This is a genomic window from Agromyces cucurbitae, from assembly GCF_058349945.1.
Window position 1 is genome coordinate 1327935 of sequence record NZ_JBYRES010000001.1, and the last position, 20947, is coordinate 1348881.

The 20947-nt window shown below is 72.0% G+C and carries 22 protein-coding genes; 14 read left to right on the forward strand and 8 right to left on the reverse strand.

Translation table 11 applies throughout. The features are described from left to right. The first annotated feature begins 63 nt into the window (after positions 1-63). The 3 genes from AC3RJ6_RS06160 to AC3RJ6_RS06170 all read left to right on the forward strand — a co-directional run bounded on the left by AC3RJ6_RS06160 (position 64) and on the right by AC3RJ6_RS06170 (position 4986). Entirely contained in the window at positions 64-891 is an 828-nt protein-coding gene (locus AC3RJ6_RS06160) for a carbohydrate ABC transporter permease (protein ID WP_491426033.1), read from the forward strand. After that, a complete protein-coding gene (locus AC3RJ6_RS06165) occupies positions 888-1706 on the forward strand; it encodes a carbohydrate ABC transporter permease (RefSeq protein WP_491426034.1) in 819 nt (272 codons plus the stop codon). The genes AC3RJ6_RS06160 and AC3RJ6_RS06165 overlap by 4 nt, the downstream gene beginning before the upstream one ends. Before the next feature lie 211 nt (positions 1707-1917). Then, positions 1918-4986, forward strand: a complete 3069-nt coding sequence (locus tag AC3RJ6_RS06170) for an NEW3 domain-containing protein (RefSeq protein ID WP_491426035.1) — start codon at positions 1918-1920, stop codon at positions 4984-4986. A gap of 74 nt (positions 4987-5060) precedes the next feature. On the opposite strand, the gene AC3RJ6_RS06175 is transcribed toward AC3RJ6_RS06170, so the two are convergent. Continuing rightward, the gene (locus AC3RJ6_RS06175; RefSeq protein WP_491426036.1) at positions 5061-6701 is read right to left on the reverse strand and encodes an ABC-F family ATP-binding cassette domain-containing protein; all 1641 of its coding nucleotides are present in this window, start codon (positions 6699-6701) and stop codon (positions 5061-5063) included. 256 nt (positions 6702-6957) lie between these two features. Next, positions 6958-7617: a TetR/AcrR family transcriptional regulator gene (locus AC3RJ6_RS06180; protein ID WP_491426037.1), complete on the reverse strand. Its 660-nt coding sequence runs from the start codon at positions 7615-7617 to the stop codon at positions 6958-6960. A gap of 105 nt (positions 7618-7722) precedes the next feature. Here AC3RJ6_RS06180 and AC3RJ6_RS06185 point away from each other — a divergent pair, with 105 nt between their 5' ends. Then, entirely contained in the window at positions 7723-9117 is a 1395-nt protein-coding gene (locus tag AC3RJ6_RS06185) for an amidase (protein ID WP_491426039.1), read from the forward strand. Between the two features lie 115 nt (positions 9118-9232). Here the strand turns inward: AC3RJ6_RS06185 and AC3RJ6_RS06190 are convergent, their stop codons facing one another. Then, positions 9233-10426, reverse strand: a complete 1194-nt coding sequence (locus AC3RJ6_RS06190; protein ID WP_491426040.1) for an FAD-dependent oxidoreductase — start codon at positions 10424-10426, stop codon at positions 9233-9235. 40 nt (positions 10427-10466) lie between these two features. Here AC3RJ6_RS06190 and AC3RJ6_RS06195 point away from each other — a divergent pair, with 40 nt between their 5' ends. From AC3RJ6_RS06195 to AC3RJ6_RS06205, 3 genes are read left to right on the forward strand one after another with little or no spacing between them, the layout of a single operon-like run. Next, positions 10467-10871 (forward strand): hypothetical protein, encoded by a 405-nt coding sequence (locus tag AC3RJ6_RS06195; protein ID WP_491426041.1) that lies wholly within the window; start codon positions 10467-10469, stop codon positions 10869-10871. Between the two features lie 59 nt (positions 10872-10930). Continuing rightward, positions 10931-11242, forward strand: coding sequence for an ArsR/SmtB family transcription factor (locus AC3RJ6_RS06200; RefSeq protein ID WP_491426042.1), 312 nt, complete (start codon positions 10931-10933; stop codon positions 11240-11242). Next, the gene (locus AC3RJ6_RS06205) at positions 11239-11658 is read left to right on the forward strand and encodes an SRPBCC family protein (RefSeq protein ID WP_491426043.1); all 420 of its coding nucleotides are present in this window, start codon (positions 11239-11241) and stop codon (positions 11656-11658) included. Before AC3RJ6_RS06200 ends, AC3RJ6_RS06205 begins: the two co-directional genes overlap by 4 nt. Positions 11659-11758: 100 nt before the next feature. Here the strand turns inward: AC3RJ6_RS06205 and AC3RJ6_RS06210 are convergent, their stop codons facing one another. Beyond that, positions 11759-12160 carry a hypothetical protein gene (locus AC3RJ6_RS06210; protein ID WP_491426044.1) on the reverse strand — a complete coding sequence of 134 codons (402 nt, stop codon included), beginning with the start codon at positions 12158-12160 and terminating at the stop codon, positions 11759-11761. A gap of 163 nt (positions 12161-12323) precedes the next feature. Between AC3RJ6_RS06210 and AC3RJ6_RS06215 the strand changes: the two genes are divergently transcribed. Further along, on the forward strand, positions 12324-12917 hold the full coding sequence (locus AC3RJ6_RS06215) for a hypothetical protein (RefSeq protein ID WP_491426045.1): 594 nt from the start codon (positions 12324-12326) through the stop codon (positions 12915-12917). A gap of 56 nt (positions 12918-12973) precedes the next feature. On the opposite strand, the gene AC3RJ6_RS06220 is transcribed toward AC3RJ6_RS06215, so the two are convergent. Together AC3RJ6_RS06220 and AC3RJ6_RS06225 are read right to left on the reverse strand one after the other, a co-directional pair. Continuing rightward, on the reverse strand, positions 12974-13678 hold the full coding sequence (locus AC3RJ6_RS06220) for an endonuclease/exonuclease/phosphatase family protein (protein ID WP_491426046.1): 705 nt from the start codon (positions 13676-13678) through the stop codon (positions 12974-12976). Between the two features lie 75 nt (positions 13679-13753). Then, positions 13754-14734, reverse strand: coding sequence for an NAD(P)/FAD-dependent oxidoreductase (locus AC3RJ6_RS06225; RefSeq protein WP_491426048.1), 981 nt, complete (start codon positions 14732-14734; stop codon positions 13754-13756). A gap of 66 nt (positions 14735-14800) precedes the next feature. Between AC3RJ6_RS06225 and AC3RJ6_RS06230 the strand changes: the two genes are divergently transcribed. Both AC3RJ6_RS06230 and AC3RJ6_RS06235 read left to right on the forward strand, forming a co-directional pair. Next, on the forward strand, positions 14801-15391 hold the full coding sequence (locus AC3RJ6_RS06230; RefSeq protein ID WP_491426049.1) for an XRE family transcriptional regulator: 591 nt from the start codon (positions 14801-14803) through the stop codon (positions 15389-15391). A 57-nt stretch (positions 15392-15448) separates the two neighbouring features. Further along, a complete protein-coding gene (locus AC3RJ6_RS06235; RefSeq protein WP_491426050.1) occupies positions 15449-15820 on the forward strand; it encodes a PLD nuclease N-terminal domain-containing protein in 372 nt (123 codons plus the stop codon). Positions 15821-15878: 58 nt separating this feature from the next. On the opposite strand, the gene AC3RJ6_RS06240 is transcribed toward AC3RJ6_RS06235, so the two are convergent. Continuing rightward, the gene (locus AC3RJ6_RS06240; protein WP_491426051.1) at positions 15879-16436 is read right to left on the reverse strand and encodes a hypothetical protein; all 558 of its coding nucleotides are present in this window, start codon (positions 16434-16436) and stop codon (positions 15879-15881) included. A 294-nt stretch (positions 16437-16730) separates the two neighbouring features. Further along, on the reverse strand, positions 16731-17318 hold the full coding sequence (locus AC3RJ6_RS06245; protein ID WP_491426052.1) for a helix-turn-helix domain-containing protein: 588 nt from the start codon (positions 17316-17318) through the stop codon (positions 16731-16733). Between the two features lie 98 nt (positions 17319-17416). Here AC3RJ6_RS06245 and speB point away from each other — a divergent pair, with 98 nt between their 5' ends. The 4 genes from speB to AC3RJ6_RS06265 are packed head-to-tail and all read left to right on the forward strand — an operon-like array spanning position 17417 to position 20917. Further along, a complete protein-coding gene (gene speB, locus AC3RJ6_RS06250; protein WP_491426053.1) occupies positions 17417-18373 on the forward strand; it encodes an agmatinase in 957 nt (318 codons plus the stop codon). 38 nt (positions 18374-18411) lie between these two features. After that, complete coding sequence (locus AC3RJ6_RS06255; protein WP_491426054.1) at positions 18412-18843, forward strand: YybH family protein; 432 nt, start codon at positions 18412-18414, stop codon at positions 18841-18843. 39 nt (positions 18844-18882) lie between these two features. Beyond that, a complete protein-coding gene (locus AC3RJ6_RS06260; RefSeq protein ID WP_491426056.1) occupies positions 18883-20283 on the forward strand; it encodes a purine-cytosine permease family protein in 1401 nt (466 codons plus the stop codon). After that, positions 20276-20917, forward strand: coding sequence for a cyclase family protein (locus AC3RJ6_RS06265; RefSeq protein ID WP_491426057.1), 642 nt, complete (start codon positions 20276-20278; stop codon positions 20915-20917). Before AC3RJ6_RS06260 ends, AC3RJ6_RS06265 begins: the two co-directional genes overlap by 8 nt. Positions 20918-20947 lie beyond the last annotated feature (30 nt).

The window sequence follows — 20947 nt, forward strand, 5'->3', positions numbered from 1 at the left end:
ACCACGATCGGGCGGAGCGCCTCGCGGCGTTCCGCCCGATCGGCGTGGGTTCCCTGGGCCTACATGGCCCCCGCCATCCTGCTGTACGGCGCGTTCCTGCTCTTCCCGCTGGGTCGCGCCGCGCAGTTCTCGCTCTTCCAGTGGGACGGGCTCGGGGCGTCGACGTTCGTCGGGTTCGACAACTACGTCGAGATCCTCGACGACCCGCGACTGCGCGAGGCGTTCTGGCACGCGCTCGTGCTCGTGTTCTTCTACGCGATCCTGCCGCTCGGCATCGGCCTGCTGCTCGCGAGCCTGTTGACCCGCGCCCAGGTGCGCGGGCTCGGGTTCTTCCGCAGCGTCATCTTCCTGCCCCAGGTCATCGCGATGGTCGTCGTCGCGGTCACCTGGCGGCAGATCTACGCGCCCGACGGCCCGCTCAACGGGTTCCTGCGCCTGATCGGGCTGGGCGCGCTCGCCCGGCCGTGGCTCGGCGACTACACCTTCACGCTGCCCGCGGTCGGACTCATCGGCACCTGGGTGTGCACGGGCCTCGTGACCGTGCTGCTCATGGCCGGCATGAGCCGGGTGCCGCGCGAGCTGTACGAGGCGGCGCGACTCGACGGGTCGGGGCCCGTGCGCGAGTTCTTCGCGATCACGCTGCCGATGGTGCGCGGTGAGATCACGGTCGCGCTCACGCTGACGATCGTCGCCGCCCTGAAGACCTTCGACCTCGTCTACGTCACGACGAGCGGCGGCCCCGGCACGTCGACGACGGTGCCGAGCTACGAGATCTACCGCCGGGCGTTCGAGCTCGGCGAGGTCGGCGTCGCGACGGCCGTCGGCGTCGTGCTCACCCTCATCGTCTTCGCCATCAACGGCATCGTGAACATGATCGGAGACCGCTCGTGAAGGTGTCCCCGATCGAACGGGGCGCGAACTACGTCGTGCTCGTCGCGTTCGCGCTCATCGTGCTCGGCCCGATCGCCGTCATCGTGTCGCTCGCGTTCGGCCCGCAGAGCGCGTCGGCCGCGCGCGAGGGCGGCTGGTTCCACCCCGAGAACTTCCCCGAGGCGTGGGAGATCGGCCGCTTCGGCCAGTACATGCTGACCTCGCTCGTCGTCGCCGTGATCGTCGTCGTCATCGCGGTGCTCGCATCGATCCTCGCCGGGTACGCGCTCGGCACGATGAAGTTCCGCGGGGCGACGGTCATGTTCTACGTGTTCCTGCTCGGCATCATGGTGCCGACCGAGGCGTTCATCGTGCCGCTCTACTTCGACCTGCGGGTCGTGGGGCTCACGAACACCGTCTGGGGCGTCGCGCTGCCGCAGGTCGCGATGTCGATCGCGTTCGGCACGTACTGGATGCGCACGTACTTCCGCACCTCGAGCCGCGCGCTCATCGACGCCGCTCGGCTCGACGGCGCCGGGTCGATGCGCATCCTCTGGCAGGTGCTCGTGCCGATCGGGCGCCCGGCGATCCTCACGCTCGTGCTGCTCACGTTCATGTGGACGTGGAACGAGTTCCTCATCCCGCTCGTGATGTCGCCGAACGGCTCGGTGCGCACGGCACCGCTCGGCCTCGCGTTCTTCCAGGGGCAGTACACGCAGGGCACCGCCCTGCTCGCGGCGGGCGCGGTGATGGTCGCGCTGCCGATCGTGCTGCTCTACGTCTTCCTCCAGCGGCACTTCATCAAGGGCATGATCGAGGGCGCCGTGCGCGAGTGAGGCGGGCGCGCCGGGCGTGGCCGGCGCAGGGCGGGGTGCGCGCGTCTGGTGGCGCGCACCCCGCATCGCCATGCCCGCGTGCGCGCAACTACGCGCACGCATTCATGCGCGAATTTGCGTGAAACTGCTTGATTGTTCGATCGAGTCTGCTCTAGCTTGAGGGGAATGATCGGGCGGCAGTCCGTCGTCCGAGTGTCCAACGGAGGACCGCATGAAACGACATCACGCCATCCTGCTGACCTCGCTGGTCGCGGCCGCCGTGCTCCTGACGCCTGGCACGGCGCTCGCGGCGACGATGGGCAGCGAGACGACGGCGGCCGACGCCGCGACGAAGCTCGCAGCCGGCGACCCCTCGGTCGCCATCGACACCGAGCGCGGCAAGATCGACGTCATGGGCATCTGGGCCCACCCCGACGACGACGCCGGGTTCACGACGCCGTGCGGCGTCTGGCACGACCGCTACGGGGTGCGCTGCGGCATCATCATGGCCACCCGCGGCGAGGGCGGCTCGAACTCGGTCGGCCCCGAGGCCGGCCCCGACCTCGGCCTGCGCCGCGAGAACGAAGATCGCACCTCGCACGTGCGCTCGGGCACGATCGACATCTTCAACCTCGACCGCGTCGACTTCTTCTACAACACCTCGGCGGCGCTCACCGCGAAGGTGTGGGACGCCGACGAGACCCTGCGCCGCACGGTGCGCATCATCCGCGAGACCCAGCCCGAGATCCTCGTCGGCTCCACGCCGTCGCTCGCGGCCGGCCACGGCAACCACCAGTACGCGCAGGGCCGCATGATCTGGGAGGCCGCCGCCGCGGCCGCCGACCCCGACATGTTCCCAGAACAGCTCGAGGGCACGGGCGCCGTCGACACCTGGCAGGTCAAGAAGGTCCTCGCCGGCGGCCTGACGACCGGCTCGGGCGGCACCGCCGCGCCGAACTGCAACACGGGCTTCACGCCGGCCGCGACGAACCCGTTCACGGTCGTCGGCACGTGGACCGGCTACGACTCGCCGTACGTCTGGGCCGAGGGCAACGTGCAGGGCCAGCAGGCCGGCACCGCCAAGACGTGGGCGCAGGTCGGCCGCGAGGGCGGTCGCGCGCACCCGACCCAGGCGCGCGTGATGGAGAAGGGCCTCGTCAACCCGACCTGCCAGCGCTACGGCGTCTCGCAGTCGATCGTGCCGATGCAGCCCAACAGCTCGCCGGCCTCGGCGAACGACGACGCGGTGCTCTACGGCGCCGTCGTCGCCGACCCGGGCGGCATGCCCCTCGGCTCGCAGTTCTCGCTCGCAGTGGGCGAGTACTACGAGGCCGCCGGGGAGCCGTTCGAGGTCACCGTCTCGGCGCGCTCCGGCGAGGGCGACCTCGCCGGCGGCACTGTGAGCCTCGCGGTGCCCGCGGGCTGGCAGGTCTCAGAGCCCGTCGAGCTCGACGGCATCGGCGACGAGGATGCCTCGGACGCGACGTTCACCGTCACCCCGGCCGCCGACGCGGCCGCGGGGGTCTACAAGCTCGCGGCATCCTTCGACGGCGAGGTGACGGCGTACAACGACGCCCGCGTCGAGCTCGTCGCCCCCGTCGAGGGCCGCTTCGAGCGCTGGGGCAACATGGCCGAGTACGAGCAGTGGACGCGCGACCACGACGCCTACGTGGGCGGTCGCTCGAACGCCGTCGCGCAGATCGGCGCCGGCGAGACCGTGACCGTGCCCGTCGAGGTGACCAACCGCACCGCCTCGACCGAGTCGGGCGAGGTCGCGCTCACGCTGCCGGCCGGATTCGTCGCCGACGCGGCATCCAAGCCGTTCACGGGGCTCGCCCCGGGCGACACCGCGACCGTCGAGTTCGTCGTCACGCACACCGACCCGGCCGACCCGGGCAGCCGCACGGTGACCTTCACCGCGACGACGACCTCGGGCGCGGGCACGTCGACCGAGAACGAGACCGTGTACCTCGTGCCGACCGTCGTCATCCCCGAGCTCGCCTCGGCGCCGACGGTCGACGGCCGCGCCGACGACGTCTACACGGGCGACCCCGTCGACGTCGGCACCCGCTGGGAGGGCGCGGCCTGCGCCGCCGACGGCGTCGACTGCGGCGACGGCAGCCTCGCGAAGCTCGGCTGGTACGCCGACGCGCTGTACGCGCAGATCCGCGTGACCGACGACGTCGCGAGCGCGGCGGCGACGCCCGACCGGTGCTTCGGCCACTGGCTCGTCGACTCGGTCGAGCTGCTGCTCGACCCGCGCGGCGACTCGGTCGACACGTCGACGACGTTCAAGCTCGGCATGTTCCCCTTCACGGACGACGCCGAGGGTGCGAATGGCAACGGCGAGAACGGCCCGTGCTGGTCGCGCGACGCCGACAACCACCAGGGGTTCTCGACGGGCCCGCTCGCCGAGACCGTCGAGGGCGGACTCAACGCCGAAGGCGTCGAGGTGGCGGTCGAGGTCGCACGCGAGGCCGACGGCACCTACGCCGGCGGCGGCTACGACCTCGAGGTGAAGGTGCCGCTCGCGGACCTGCCCGCCGCGGTCGGCCCGACCGGCGCGGTGCCTTCGGGCGATGCGGCCGAGAACGACGTCGACCCGACGTACCTCGGCCTCAACGTCACGCCGTACGACTCCGACACGCAGGACTTCATCGGGCAGACCCGCACCGCGTGGTCGGCCTTCGGAAGCCAGCAGTCGGAGCCCTACCGCTGGGGCCACGCGTACCTCGACGGCTACGCGCCCCCGGCCGACCGGTCGACCGAGGCCTCGGCGCCGATCATCCCCGACACCGCCCTGCAGGGCGTGCAGTCGCCGCAGACGGTCGCGCAGTCGGCCACCCGCGGCGGCACGATCTCGGGGGTGCAGCCGAGCGAGGCGATGAGCGTCACCGACGTCAAGATCCAGCAGAAGGACGTGCGCATCTCGTACCGCGCCGACGAGGCCGGCACCGTGCGCGTCTTCCTCTGGAAGGGCGACACGACGTTCATCCCGGTCTGGACGTCGAGTTGCGCCGGCGACGTGTACGGCTTCGAGGCGTGCTCGCCGACCGACGGTGCCGCCCCGCCGTGGTCGCCCGACATGAGCGGCCGGCTGCTCGGCACCTTCGAGCAGGCCGTCGGCGCGGGCACGGGCAAGCTCGCCGTGCCGATCGACGCCGCCACGCGCGCCGCGCTCGCCGATGACGCCCGCATCCTCGTCTCGTACGCGGAGCAGGACGGCATCGACTCGGCGACGGGCGACGGCGTGAACGCGTGGAGCTTCCCGATCGAGGCATCCCGCCCCGGCAAGGGCTGATCCGCGCCGACCCATCCGGCGAACGCCCGGTCCGCGTGATGCGGGCCGGGCGTTCGCGCACGTCGCCGGCGCCCTCAGTCGCCCAGCCGCAACCGCTCGCCCCCGAACCGCTCGCGCAGCAGCCGGTCGTGCGAGACGAGCACGACCGCACCCGTGAACGTCTCGAGGGCGCCCTCGAGGTCTTCGACGAGATCGGGCGACAGGTGGTTCGTCGGCTCGTCGAGCAGCAGCAGCTCGTGCGGTTCGCTCACGAGCAGCGCGAGCTCGAGCCGGCGCCGCTGCCCGTACGAGAGCGCCCCCACCGGCACCGCGAGATCGCGCGGGTGGAACAGCCCGAGCGGCATGAGCCGGCCCTCCGCCGTCTCGAGGTCGTCGCGGATGCCCTCGGCGTAGACCTCGAGCAACGACCGCCGGCTCGGCCGGATCGCGCTGTGCTGGCGCAGGTGGCCGACGCGCGGCGGCGCGGTCACCGTGCCCGCCTCCGGCCGCAGCTCGCCCGCGATGACCCGCAGCAGGCTCGTCTTGCCGATGCCGTTGCGGCCGGTGACGAGCAGTCGGCCTCCGGCCGCGAGCTCGAGATCGTCGACGGATGCCTCGGCCACACGCACCCCCGAGAGCACGAGCAGCGGCGTGTTCGGGTCGCCCGGGGCATCCGGCCCGATGCCCGGCGCGGGGGCGACGTTCATGCCCGTCGCGCGGAACGCGAGCCGCTTCGGCGGCGGGGTCACCGGCGTGTCGAGCAGCCGCGCCAGGCGCTCCTTCGCGTTGCGGATGCGGCCCATCGCGCCGTGGGTGCGACTGCGCGGCGTGAAGGCCCCGTGGCCCATGCCCGCCTTCTCCATCTTTCGCGGGATCGCCGCGAGCCGGCCGGCGTTCGCCGCGACGAGCTCGCGGTTGCGGGCGAGCTCGGCCTTCCAGGTCTCGTAGGCGAGCCGGTGCCGCTCGCGCTCGTTGCGCTTCGCGATCAGGTAGCCGTCGTAGCCGTCGCCGTGGCGCGCGACGTCGGCCGCGTCGACCTCCCAGATGACGTGCGTGAGGGCCTGCAGGAATGCACGGTCGTGCGTCACGGCCACGACCGTGCCGTCGTGCGCCCGCAGCCGGTCGACGAGCCACCGCCAGGCGTCGTCGTCGAGGTCGTTGCTCGGCTCGTCGAGCAGCAGCAGCTCGGGGTTCGCGGCGAGCGTCGCCGCGAGCGAGACGCGCGAGCGCTCGCCGCCCGACAGCGTCGCCCACGCGCGCTCGCGGCGGATGCCGCCGACCCCGAGCGCCTCGAGCGACGCGTCGAGCCGTGCGGGGGCGCCGTAGCCGTCGCGCGCCTCGAACCGCCCGGTGAGCGAGGCGTAGTCGTCGAGTGCGGCGTCGAGCGCCGGGCCGGACAGCCCGGCCAGACCGGTTTCGGCGGCGTGCATGGCGTGCTCGAGTGCGCGCAGCTCGGTCGAGCACGCGTCGATCGCGTCGGCGACGGTCGCGCCGGCGGGCAGCTCGAGCACCTGGTCGAGGGTGCCGACACCGCTCGCGAATCGGGCGATCAGCTCGCCCGCATCGGGGGCCAGCGCGCCGCCGATCAGGCGCAGCAGGGTCGACTTGCCCGCGCCGTTGTCGCCGATGATGCCGACCCGTTCGCCGGGCCGGAGCGAGAGGTCGACGCGGTCGAGCACGACGCGCTCGCCGAAGCGCTTCGTGACGGCGTGCAGGGAGAGTTGGCTGGTGGTCATGGAGGGTGCTCCGTTCCCGGCCCGTTCGCGGGTGCGCGAACGCCGGTCGGGCTCGCGGACACCGCTCAGTGGCGTGCGCGAGCCGCGGCTGCGGGCCGAATGCTCAGTGGTGGTCGACGGCGCGTCGATCAGCCGCGCTCGGCGCGTGCCGGAATCGACGCGGAAGCCGTGGAGCAGATGCTCGACACGGCTCACCACTCAGGAGTAGATCAGCGTACCCATCGCCGAGCGACGCTAATTGGTCCGTGAGTCGATGTCAAGGGTTCGTCGCCGTCGCACCCGCCACGAGCGTGGCGTCGAGCCCGGCGATGAGGGCCTCGAGCCCCTGGTCGAACGTCTCGAGGTCTCGCATTCCGGCGACCCCGGCCGACGCGGTACCGCCAGAGGCCGCCGCACGGTCCGGTGCGTTGCTGCGTGCCCACACGACGAGGAACCCCGAGGCGTACGCGTCGACGATGCCGAGCACCTGTCGCGCCTGGTCGGGCGCGAGCCCGGCGTGCTCGAGCCCGGCGAGCACGCCGACGAGGTGCGGCGCCACGGGCGACGTGTCGTACGGTGCGAGGGCGAGCAGCTCGAACGCGTGCGGGAGCGCGACGGCGAGGTCGCGGTAGGCGCCGAGCGTACGGCGCACGGCCTGCTGCCACGGCTCGCCCGGCTCCTCGTGCAGGTCGAGCCGTTCGATGAGCTGCTCGACGATCGCGTCGACGAGGTCGTCGCGGCTGCGCACGTGCGTGTAGAGGCTCATCGGCGCGAAGCCGAGCTCGGTCGCGAGGCGGCGCATCGTCAGCGACTCGAGCCCGTCGCGTTCGACGAGCGCGATCGCGGCGTCGGTGACCTCGCGTCGGGTGAGGGTCTTGCGGGGCTCGCGCGGGCGGCGCGCATCGGTCGCCTGCCCTGCCCCTTGACGTGACGCCATGCGTGCAAGAGTATCGTCCGTACAGTGTACGGAAGCGTACAAAGTACGGACGGTCGCGACGAGCGCGTCGCCGACCACCGGTCTCACCCGAAAGGCACACCCCACATGGACCTGTTCCGGCTCACGGCCATCGAGGCAGCCGAGCTGATGCGACGGCGCGAGCTCTCGCCCGTCGACCTGCTCGAGTCGGTGATCGCCCGCACCGAGGCGACCGAACCCGTGATCAACGCGGTCACCGAGCAGTGGATCGACGAGGCGCGCGACGCCGCGCGCACGTCGGACGCACGGTTCGCCGCAGGCGACGACCTGCGCCCGCTCGAGGGCATCCCGCTCATGCTCAAGGACGAGCAGCCGATCGCCGGCCGGCTCCTTGAAGACGGATGCCTGCTCGAGCAGGGCCACATCGCGAGCGAGACCCACCCGATCGTCGAGCGCATCCAGGCCGCGGGCGCCGTCATCCATGCGCGCACGACGACGCCCGAGTACTGCTGCGCACCCGTGACCCACTCGAAGCTCTGGGGCGTCACGCGCAACCCCTGGAATCCCGACTTCACGCCGGGCGGCTCGTCGGGCGGCTCGGGCGCGGTGCTCGCGGCCGGCTCGACGATCCTCGCGACGGGCTCCGACATCGGCGGCTCGATCCGCATCCCGTCGTCGTTCTGCGGCGTCGTCGGCTTCAAGCCGCCGTTCGGGCGCGTGCCGGGCATGGCGCCGTTCAACTCCGACACCTATTGCGCCGACGGCCCGATGGGTCGCAGCGTCGCCGACGTCGCGATGCTGCAGAACGTGATCTCCGGCCCGTGGTTCGGCGACGCGGCATCCCTTCGCGACCTCGCGACCGTCTCGGGAGCCGTCGGCCCGCTCGACGGCGTGCGTATCGCGCTCAGCCTCGACCTCGGCGGGTACGACGTCGACCCCGCGGTCGAGGCGAACACCCGCGCGGTCGACCGCGCGCTCGTCGCCGCCGGTGCGACCGTCGACCTGGTCGAGCTGCCCTGGGGTCCCGCACGCACCCTCGAGACCGCGTGGCCGCACTTCGGTGCCGTCATGGGGCCGTTCATCGAGTCGATCGCCGAGGGCGACCCCGCTCGCACCGAACAGCTCATGCCGTACACGCGGGCGTTCGCCGAGTCGGCGGCGGCGGGGGGCGACTACGTCGACGGGCTCGTCGCCGAGAGCGCGTTCTACCGCCCCTTCGCCGAGCTCATGACGGGGTACGACGCGCTCGTCTGCCCGACGATCGCGACGACCGGGTTCGCCGCCGACGAGCCGTCGACCGACAGTGCCGCGATCTTCTCGATGCTCATGACGCTGCCGTTCAACGTCATCGGCCGCGTGCCCGTCCTCGCCGTGCCGTCGGGGATCGCGCCGAACGGCGTGCCGACCGGCGTGCAGATCGTCGGCCGCACGTACGACGATGCGGCCGTCTTCCGCGTCGGCGCCGCACTCGAGCAGGAGCTCGGGCTCTGGACCGACCCGGCCTGGTGGCCGGAGGTCTGAAACCCTGCCGCCGCTACAGGCAATTTCGCGTGACACGCCGGCCGGCGTCCGCCGTCATCGGCGTGCCGGCCGGAAGTGCCTGTAACGGTGGCGCCCGGGCAGGTGGTGCGGCCGGTCAGCCGACGGATGCCTCGGGCGTGCCGCCGAGCGCGGTGGGCGAGTCGAGCGCGGCCTCGGTCGCAGCAGCGGCGGCGGGGTCGGTGCCGAACCGGTCGAACGCGAACGGCGCGAGGTCGACGGGCGGCGTCGCGCCCTCGGCGAGGTCGGCGAGCACGAGCCCCATGAGCGCCGAGAACTTGAAGCCCTCGCCCGAGTCGCCGCACGCGACGGTGACGCCCGGCAACGGCGTGCCGATCACGAAGCGGCCGTCGGGGGAGTCGGTCCAGCTGCACACCTTCGCATCGACGACCGCGGCGCCGGTCATGCCGAGCGCGGTGCGCGCGTAGTCGAGCAGTGCGTCGGTGCGGGCGGGGTCGGGCGTGCGGTCGTCGTCGACGCCCCACACGACGTCGCGCAGCGGCGCGTCGAGCCCGAGCTTGTAGCCGACGCCCGGGGTGGCCATCGCGTAGAGCGTCGGCCGGTCGGCGGTCGCGATGTCGATGAGGTCGGGCAGGTCGTCGAACGGTCGGGCCGGGTCGGCGACGTGCACGACCTGCTCGAGGTGCGGACGCAGCGGCACGTGGAGTCCCAGATGCTCGAGCAGCACGGCGGCGCCGGGCCCGGCCGCGATCACGAGGGCGTCGGCCTCGAGCACTTCGCCGTCGGACAGGCGCACCCGGCGGGGGCCGTCGCCCGCGGCATCCGCCTCGAGGTCGACGACGTGGGCGATTCGCAGCTCGCCGCCGGCCTGCTCGAAGCGCCGCAGCTGCGCCCGCAGCGAGACCTCGGCGAGCACGGGCCCCGCCTCCGACGTGTAGATCGCGCCGCGCCCGTCGGGCACGAGGCCCGCGAACCGGGTGCCGACGCGGTCGGCGTCGAGCCGCAGGTGGGGGATGCCCTCCATCGCGAGCGCCCACTCGAACCGGTCGAGCGCGGCCCGGTCGTCGCGCCAGACGAGTCCGCGGCGCAGGAACACCGGTTCGCCCGCGATCGACGAGAGCCGCTCCATCGCCTCGAGGCTCTGCCGGGTCATCGCGATCTTCGCCGGGTCGGGGTCGGCGAGCCGCCAGATGCGGGTCGGTCCATGCGACGACGAGAGGGCGTTGGCCGGTCCGTAGCGGTCGACGAGGGTGACGCGGTGGCCGCGCCCGGCGAGCTCGGCCGCCGTCGGAAGTCCCCAGGCGCCGGCGCCGATGACGATGATCTGCATGCCTTCCATCTTCGTGGGGGGCGAGGTGCAGAATGTCCGCATGACGGCAGGAGTACGGCTCATCGTCGACGTCGCGAACGTGATGGGCTCGACGCCCGACGGCTGGTGGCGCGATCGCGCCGGCGCCGCGACGCGACTGCTCGCCGCCCTGCCGGCACTCGTCGGCAGCGAGACCGCGGGGCCCGACGGCGAGCCGCTGCGCATCGCGTCGATCGTCGCCGTCGTCGAGGGTGCCGCCCGCTCGGCGGCGGTGCCCGACGGCATCGAGGTCGTGTCGGCACCGGCCGACGGCGACTCCACGATCGTCGAGATCGCGAACGGCGCCGGCGTCGAGGCATCCGCGAGGCCCGTGGTGGTGACCGCGGATCGCGGGCTGCGCGCCCGGCTCGACCCCGTCGTGCTCGTCGCGGGGCCCGGCTGGCTCAACGCCCTGATCGGTCGCTGAACCGAGAACGCGTCGGAGAAAGTTGACATGTCGGAGAACTCCGACATATTGTCGTCGGCATGGCCCACGACGTGTTCAGCGGACTGGCGAATCCGGTCCGCCGTGACATCCTGACCGAGCTCGCGACCGGTCCGAAGTCGGCGGGCGAGCTCGCCGAGCGGTTCGCGATCGGGCGGCCCGCGGTGTCGGAGCACCTGCAGGTGCTCCGCGGCATCGGGCTCGTCACCGCCGAGCAGGTGGGCCGGCACCGCTACTACCACCTGGATGCCTCGCCGCTGGCCGAAGCGGCCGACTGGCTGGCACCCTTCGAACGATACTGGCGGGCACGGCTGCGCTCCTTGCGCGACGTGCTCGATGAGGAGAACCGATGACCCAGAACGCCGCGATCGAGTGCGACGAGTTCCTGCCCTACCCGGCCGACGTCGTCTGGCGGGCGATCACGACGCCCGCGACCGTCGCCAAGTGGTGGGGCGTCGCCGATTCGCTTCGACCCGTCGTCGGGCACCGGTTCACGATCGACATGGGCGGCTGGGGTGAGCAGCAGTGCGAGGTGGTCGAGGTCGCCGAGGGCCGGCTGCTGCGCTACACCTTCGCCGAGGGCGTGCTCGACTCGACGCTCACATGGCGGCTCGAGCCCGAGGGCACTGGCACGCGGCTGTTCCTCGTGCACGACGGACTCGACCAGGACACGCCGCTCGGGCGCCAGGCGTTGCAGGGCATGGGCCGCGGCTGGCCGGGCGTGCTCGCCCGGATCGCGGATGCGATCGCGGCGACCGGGGCGGCCTGAACCGCCGCTGTGCCATTCGTTGAGCCCGTCGACGCGTGGGCTCGCTCGGCTCTCGGCGCTCCCGCACGTGCGAACCCCACGAGCCCCTCGGCTCGCCGGGTCACTCCTCGGCCCGGTCCTGCTCGGCCCGCGATCCGGCGATGAGGTACCCGCTGATGGCGCCGCCGAGCGCGGCGAGCGGGCTGAGCAGCATGGCGTACGACCAGAGGGCGTCCTGCGTCATGCTCATCGCGAGCCACGTGAGGCCCGGGCTCGCGACGAGCAGCGCCGACCACCAGGGAGCCGCGAACGCGAAGGCGGCGAACCCGCACACGATGCTCGCGATGCCGCAGATCACCATGAGCGGAGCGGCCCACGGGTTCGCGTTCTCGGGGCTGAAGCTGCCCCAGCCGTCGGCGATGACCGCGACGACCATGGTCGGGCCGGCCACGATCGCGACGACCAGCCAGATGGTGCGGAGTGCGACCCCGTAGGGCCGCTCGGTCGTCGTCGAGTCGGTCATGCGCGCCAGTGTAGGGAGCGCGGGCAACGGGCGCGGCCCCACATCGAGGGGGTGCGGGGGAGGCGGCCCGGTCGTCCCACGAGGGGTGGCGGCCCGCGCGGAGGTGTGTTATACCCACAGGGGGTATAGATACCCGGCAAACATCAGCGAGGAGGACATCCCGATGAATCGGCTCGAATCAACGGCGGCCGCGGTCGACCGCGGCCCGTCCGCGACGCAGCGGCAGCCCGTCTGGCTCATCGTCGTCGTGGTCGCCGTCGGCGTCGCGAGCGGCGTCGGCCTGCTCTTCAGCGGCTACCCCGAGGCGCTCGGCACGGCCGTGCCGATGACGGCCCTCGGCATCGCGACGCTCTGCTACCTGGCCGCCGCCGTGACCGGGCTGCGATGGGTCGCCTGGCTCGTCGTCGGGCTCGGCACGGTGCTCGTCTTCGGCGCAGAGCTGCTCGACGTGCCGCGCTGGATCGCGCTCGCGCTCGCCGGCGCCGTGCTCGCCGTCATCGGGTTCGTCCGCCGCCCGCGCATGACGACGCCGCAGGCGATCGCCATGGCCGCGTACTTCGGGGTCGCGGTCGTCGCGCTCGCGCTCGACCCGCGCATCGGACTCGCCGTCGCGGGGCTCGCGCTCGCCGCGCACGCCGGGTGGGACCTCGTGCACTATCGGCGCAACGTCGTGGTCGGCCGCTCGCTCGCGCTCTGGTGCATGGGGCTCGACCTGTTCCTCGGGCTCACCTGCGCGGGCCTCGCGATCGCCGCGTGAGGCGGATGCGACAGCGATTGCAGTGACTGCGACGGCTGCCGCGGCTGCCGCCGACCTCAGATGACGACGTCGATCTCGTCGTCGGCGTGCAGGCCGACGTACTGCGCGTCGACGAGGATCGGCAGATGGTCGCTCGACCCGCGCGGCAGCGTCTCGACGCGGCGGATCTCGAAGTCGGCCGACGTCGCGAAGTCGAAGTGCCCGCGGAAGTACTTGTAGCGCGTGTAGGTGCGGCTGTCGCTGAGCGTCAGCTCGTAGCCCGCGTCGCGCACCTTCTCGGCGAGGTTGTCTTTGAAGACGGGGTAGTTGTAATCGCCGACCATGAGTGTCGGCAGGTGCGGGCCCATGAGCTGCAGCGAGCCGAGCGCCGAGTGGATCTGGTGGCGCCGCAACGAGTTGAGCGCCGTGAGCGGCGCCGCGTGGAACGACGCGACGACGAGGTCGCGGCCGTGCTCGAGATCGGTCAGCCGGGCACCGAGCAGGCGTTCGTGCGCGGGTCGCAGGATACGGTCGTGCAGCGACTTCTTGAGCGCGAAGGCACGGATGTCGCGGGGCTGGAACCGATCGTCGCGGTAGTACATCGCGAGACCGAGCCGGTTGCCCGTCGTCGAGTGCGCGAGGCGCAGCCGGCCGACCCGCTCGGCGAGGTTCGAGGTGTCGACCTCCTGCAGGCACAGCACCTCGGGCGAGTAGCGCTCATCGAGCGCCGCGAGCTCGGAGATGGCGCGGTGCTTGCGCAGGTTGTAGCTGATGACCAGCATCACCTCAGCCTAGGCGTTCGAAGGTGAACGGCGGCCGTGGATGTCGCGACGAGTCGGTCGCGGGGCGGCGGCGCGTCAGCGACCGGCGACGGCGGCCCGCACCTCCTCGTCGACGAGGTCGGCATTGATCGCGGCGCCGGCCATGCTGCCCGCGGCCATCGCGAACGGCACCGACGAACGGGGATCGGTGACGTTGCCCGCCGCCCACACGCCCGGCACGCTCGTGCGACCCATCGCATCGACCACGGCGAACTCGCCGCCCATGGGGTGCGGCGCACGCTCGGCGCCCAGCTGACGCAGCACCGGGTCGTTCGGCTCGGGAGCCGGGCCGACGAAGATCGCATCGACCGCGATCTCGGTGCCGTCGACGAGGCGGACGCCCCGGAGCGAGCCCGGTTCGTCGGCGACGATCTCGGCGACGCGGCGATCCTCGACGGTCACGCCGCGCGCGACGAGTCCTTCGCGCGCCTCCGCAGGCAGGCCCGCGTCGGCGGCGAAGACGATGACCTCGGCCGACAGCTGGCGCATGAGCTGCGCCTGGTGCACCTGCGCGGCCGACGTCGCGATCACGGCGATACGACGATCGCGCACCTCCCAGCCGTCGCAGTACGGGCAGAGGAACGCGCCGCGACCCCACTGCTCGGCGAGACCGGGCACGGGTGGCAGCACGTCGCGCAGGCCGGTCGCCACGAGCAGCCGCCGGCCGCGCACGGCCGCACCGTCGGCGAGCTCGAGGACGAAGCCCGTGCCGTCATCCATTTCCGGCCGCGCGGGTTCGCCGGGGTGCGAGCCCGCGACGCGTGCGCGGGTCGCGACACCGGTGCGGATCGTCACGCCCTCGTACCGGCCGAGCTCGGCGCGGCCCTCTGTGAGCAGGTCGATCGGCGACGTGTGATCCCGGCCGAGCACGCCGTGCATGTGCCCGGCGAACCGGTTGCGGGGGGCGCCCTCGTCGAGTACGAGCACCGATCGGCGCGAACGGCCGAGCATGAGGGCGGCGCTGAGTCCGGCGCTGCCGCCGCCGATGATGATGACGTCCCACGAGTCCTGCTGCATGCTCCGATCGTCGAGGATGGAAGGATGAGATGGCAATCCGATTTGCCGAAACAGCAAGGGAAGCGCATGCCCGACGATCTCGCAGGACCGCCCATCGACCTGATGCTCGACGGCGTCGCCGCTCGGCTGCGAGCGCTCCGCACCCGCCGCGGTCTCACCCTCGCCGAGCTCTCCGCCGAGACCGGCATCTCGACGAGCACGCTGTCGCGCCTCGAGTCGGGCGGGCGTCGCCCCACGCTCGACCTCCTGATCCGCCTCGCCGGGGTGTACCGTGCGACCCTCGACGATCTCGTCGGCGCGCCGCAGATCGCCGACCCGAGGGTGCACCCGAAGCCCTTCTACCGCGCGGGCACGGCCATCATTCCGCTCACCCGCAGCAACCCCGGGCTGCACGCCTACAAGATGGTGCTGCCGGGGCACCCGCCCGAAGCGCGGGTCGAACAGCGGGTGCACGACGGCTACGACTGGATCTACGTGCTCAGCGGCCGGGTGCGGCTCGCCCTCGGCGACGAGGAGCTCGTGCTCGAGCCGGGCGAGGCCGCCGAGTTCGACACGCGAACGCCCCACGGCACGGCGAGCGCGTCGCTCGAACCCGCCGAGATCCTCAACCTGCTGAGCGCGCAGGGCGAACGCGTGCACCTCCGCGAGGCGCCGTGAACGCGGCCGTCGCGCCGGGCTCGACCTCGCGGGCGCCGTCGCCCTAGGCTTGCGCCCATGCCGCTGATCTTCTCGCTCATCACCCTCGCGGCGATGGTGTACGCGCTCGTCGACCTCATCATGCGCGACGAGTCGCAGATCAAGCACCTGCCGAAGTTCGGCTGGATCCTGCTCGTCGTGTTCCTGCCGCTCATCGGCACCATCCTGTGGTTCGTGCTCGGTCGTGAGTACGCACCGCGCAGTGCGGGCCTCGGCGGCTTCACTCCGGCCGGCCGGGCCCCCGAGCAGTCGTACGCGCCGCCCGTGCCGGTCGACACCCGCTCGACCGAGGAGCAGATCGCCGACCTCGACCGCGAGATCGAGTTCTACCAGAAGCGGGCCGAGCTCGAGCAGCGCAAGCGCGAGCTCGAGGCGGGCGGCGAGGCCTAGTCAGACCGTGAGTCGGCCCGATCGCGCCGATCGCCGGGGACGATCGCGGGAGCTTCGGTCATTTCGGTTCTCCCGGGACGAGGCCGATCTTCTCCGCCAGTAGGGCGTCGCGGATCTCGGCACGTTGTTCTTCGGGGATCTCGGCATCGAAGATGAGCGCATTCGTCGCGCCGACCGCACGGCTGAGCCCGTCGATGTCCCTCTTGGCGACTGACGCAGCCGCGCGGTCGGACACCAGGTAGCCTTCGAGGATCGTCGACCGGGACTGCAGTCGAAGCCCGATGCCGTGGTTGTTGAAATCGTCTGGGCTGCTGCACGCGGAGGCCGCGGCCCAGTCGTCACCGCCGGCTACGAGAATGAAGCACAACTCCCGGGCAGCGTTGAGTGCGACGAAGAATTCATCCTCGTCGGTCGATGCAACGAGTCGAAGCGTCGCGGCATCGAGCTCGCCGTCTGCCAGATTCGCCAGATCGAGCGACTCGGGCAGCAGAGAGGCTTGCGACTTCTCGACTTCGTTCGTTCGAAGGAGCGCGAGATCGTAGCCATTGACACCCGGTGCGGCGGCGTCGACGCCGGCTGCGGCCACAGTACCGAGACCGACGGTCAGCCCGACCACACCCGAGATGATGTGGAGCAGCCTTCTTCGCATCGGCTCTCACTTCCCCGTCTGATCGGAACGTAGCGAGCCCGTGCGGTGCCGTCAACCGGTCGTCGTGAAGCTCTCGTCGATCGCCGAGCCCGTCACCGAGGCGTGGAACCGCGAGCACGCCGACCTGTTCGGCGCCGTGTGCCGGGCCGTCGAAGGCGGCTGAGGCGGATTGAGGGGGAGCGCAGCGACCTCTCGAAATCCACGATGGACGACTGTCTGGTTTCGAGACGGCGCTGGCGCGCCTCCTCAACCCACTGAGGATCAGCTCGACCCGCTCCACGACGCGGGCACGATGACCCAGACGACCTCGGCGCCGAGCTCGTCGTCGGCCCGCCAGTTGTGCGGTTCGCGGCCGGGGAAGGTCATCGAGTCGCCCGCGACGAGCGGCACCTCGCGATCGACGAAGCGCACGCTCACCGCGCCCGAGAGCACGTGCAGCACCTCGACGTCGCTCGAGATCGTGTAGAGCTCGGCACCGCCCGACGCCCCCGGCTCCATGGCCGACCGGATCACCTGCACGCGGGACTCGCTGCGCGCCGACACGAGGTGCTCTTCGACGCCCGTGCCGCCGAGGTTGATGCGGGGCGCGGCCGCGAGCGGCACGACCTGGATCTCGGGCTCGGCGAACAGCGACCCGACCGAGATCGAGAGCACCTGGCAGAGCTGCACGAGCGTCGCGACGCTCGGCGAGGTCTCATCGCGTTCGAGCCGGCTGAGGAACCCCTTCGTGAGTCCGGCCGCCTCGGCGACCTGGGCGAGCGTCAGCCCCTGCGCGGTGCGGGCGTTGCGCAGCCGGGGGCCGATCGCCATGGGGGAGTCGCTCGGCGACGGCGGCACCGGTCGTTGCATGCGGGCTCCTTCGGGTCGACGGCGGGCTGTTGACACCGTAGCGGGCCGGTCGTACCATTGCCCCGAAGTTTACTCCAGTACATCGGAGGTTTCGCAATATGCAACCGGATGCTTCGCCCGAACCCATCGGCCCCGTCGACGCCAGCCGCGTCCCGCGCTTCGCGGGCATCGCGACGTTCGCCCGCCTTCCCCGCCTCGACGAGGTCTCGCACGCCGACATCGCCGTCGTGGGCGTGCCCTTCGACAGCGGGGTGAGCTACCGCCCCGGCGCCAGGTTCGGCCCGTCGCACGTGCGCGAGGCGTCGCGCCTGCTGCGCCCGTTCAACCCCGCGCAGGGCGTGCTGCCGTTCGCCGTGCAGCAGGTCGCCGACGCCGGCGACATCGCGGTCAACCCGTTCAACATCGACGAGGCGGTCGCCGACGTCGAGGCGGGCGCCCGATCGCTCGCCGAGCAGGCCGACCGGCTCGTCGTGATCGGCGGCGACCACACGATCGCGCTGCCGCTGCTGCGCGCCGTCACGGCGAAGCACGGCCCCGTCGCGGTGCTGCACTTCGACGCCCACCTCGACACGTGGGACACCTACTTCGGTGCTCCGATCACGCACGGCACGCCGTTCCGCCGCGCGTCGGAGGAGGGGCTCATCGACCTCACCGCGAGCATGCACGTCGGCACGCGCGGCCCGCTCTACGGCGTCGAGGACCTGACCGACGACGCGCGCCTCGGCTTCGCGATCGTCACGAGCGAAGACATCGAGGAGCAGGGCGTCGAGGCCGCGATCGAGCGCATCCGCGCCCGCATCGGCGACAAGCCGCTGTACATCTCGATCGACATCGACGTGCTCGACCCGGCGCACGCGCCCGGCACCGGCACGCCCGAGGCGGGCGGGCTCACGAGCCGTGAGCTCCTCCGCATCATCCGCGCCCTCGCCGACCGGCACATCGTCGGCGCCGACGTCGTCGAGGTCGCCCCGGCCTACGACCACGCGCAGCTCACGGCGGTCGCGGCATCCCACGTCGCCTACGAGCTCATCAGCGCGATGGCGCCCCGCCCCTGACCCGACCCAACCTGCCCCACCGATCGAAGGAGATCGACATGACCACCCGCGAACCGACGACCGACGAGGTGCTCGCCGCCGCCGACGCGATCGTCGACGCGTTCGCCGCGACCGACGGCCCCCGCTACTTCGCGGGGTTCGCGCCCGACGCGAGCTTCCTGTTCCACACCGAGCACGCACGACTCGACGACCGCGCCGCCTACGAGGCGCTCTGGGCCGAGTGGACCGCCGGCGGCTGGCGCGTGCTCTCGTGCGAGTCGACGAACCGGCTCGTGCAGGCCTACCCCGGCGGCGCCGTGTTCTCGCACGACGTCGCCACCCGCGTCGACACCGGCGACGGCGAAGACGCGTACCGCGAGCGGGAGACCATCGTCTTCCGCGTCGACGGCGACGACGGCGAACGCCTCCTCGCCGTGCACGAGCACCTCTCGCCCATGCCCGGCGCCGGCGCCGAGGCATCCACCGACTGACGGCCCCACCCCGACCTCCACCCCCGAGGAGAAGCAGCAATGTCGCTCTACACCCGTCTCGACCGCAGGCTCGCCGAGCAGGCCGACAACTCCGGGCCGGTCCGCGGCACGTTGTCGACGCCGCGCATCGGCATGATCTGGCTGGCGGCGAACCTCGTCGTCACCACCCTGCTCACCGGCACCCTGTTCATCCCCGCCGTCGACTTCGGCGTCGCGATCACGATGATCGTCGTCGGCACGCTCGGCGGCGCCGTCGTGCTCACGCTCGTCGGCAACATCGGCACCCGCACCGGCCTGCCGACGATGGCGCTCACCCGCGGCGCGTTCGGCACCCGCGGCGGCTACCTGCCGATGGCGGCGAACGTCATCATCCTGATGGGCTGGAGCTGGGTGCAGGCGATGCTCGCCGGCGTCACCGTGAACTACCTGGTCGAGAGCCTCACCGGGTTCTCGAGCCCGATCCTGTTCTCGGTGCTGTGCCAGACGATCGTCGTCGTCCTCGCGATCTTCGGCCACGAGGGCATCGCCCGTGTCGAGCCGTGGCTCGCGGTGCTCATGCTCGCGATCATCGCGTGGATCTTCGTCATCGCGTTCTCGAGCTTCGCGCCGAGCGCGTACCAGGCGATCCCCGTCGACCTGTCGATCGGGTACACGCCCGCGATCGTGCTCGACATCGTCATCGCGACGGCGATCTCGTGGACGGTGCTCTCGGCCGACTTCAACCGCCTCGCGGTGTCGAGCCGCGCGGGCATCCTCGGCTCGGGCATCGGCTACACGCTCTCGACGGTCATCGCGATGACGCTCGGCGCGACCGCGATCGGCTACGTCATCCTCTCGGGCGGCGAGGCCGCGCCGTTCGACCCGGGCGTGCTCGTCGCGGCGTTCGGCGCGCCGATCGCGATCGTGATCTTCGTGTCGGTCATGGCGACGAACTCGATGGTCGTCTACGGCATGACCACGTCGATCGTGAACGCGAGCGCCGGGCGGGCCAAGCTGCGGTTCCTGCCGACCGCGCTCGTCGTCGGCGTGATCTCGATCATCGGCTCGACCTGGCTGGCCCTCCTCGACCAGTTCACGACCTTCCTGACGATCATCGGCGCCTTCTTCGTGCCGGTGTTCGCGATCATGATCGTCGACTACTACCTCATCAAGCGGTCGTCGTACTCGCGCGACCTGCTCGAGCACCGCGGCGGCCGGTACTGGTACCTCGCGGGCGTCAACTGGTTCGCGGTCGGTGCGTGGGCGATCGGCGCGTTCGCGTCGTACCTCATGGTGTTCGTCTGGCCGAGCCCGGTCGGCGCGACGATCCCCGCGTTCGTCATCACGTTCGTGCTGTACCTGCTCGCGATGCTGCCCGAGCGGGCGCGCACCGTGCGCGAACCGAGCGTGCACCTCGCCGAGGCCACGACGAGCGACGAGGATGCCGCCGCCCATGCGTGAGCTCAGCAGGAGCGTCTCGGGCGGGATGCGGGTCTACCCCGGCGACCCCGAGGTGACGATCGGTCCGGCCCTCGAGGTCGCGACCGACGGGGTCGACGTCGCGCTGCTGCACCTCGGCTCGCACACGGGCACGCACCTCGACGCGCCGTCGCACACGGTGCCCGGCGGGCGCACGACCGGTCGCATCGGGCTCGACGAGCTCGTGGGGGAGGCGCTCGTCGTGCACCTCGCAGGGCTCGAGCCCCGCGCCGTGTACGGGCTCGCCGAGATCGAGGACGCGCTCGGCGAGCGGCTCGCCGAGCGCGTCGAGCCGATCGTGATCGTCGACACGGGCTGGGCGCGCCACTTCGAGACCGACGCCGCGCTCGAGCATCCCGCCCTCGAGGCCGCGGCCGCCGCCGAGCTCGTGCGGCGCGGCATGCACGTGCTCGCCGTCGACACCCTGAGCCCCGACCTCACGGGCGGCGACGGGGGATTCCCCGTGCACGACGCCGTGCTCGGCGCCGACCGGCTCATCGTCGAGAACCTCTCGGGGCTCGAGGGGCTGCCGGCGCGGGTACGAGTCGGGTTCTTCCCGTTGCGGGTCGACCTCGACGGGGCGCCCGTGCGGGCGGTCGCGTTCGACGTCGACTGAGTGTCGCCACGACTTCGGCGATCGACACCG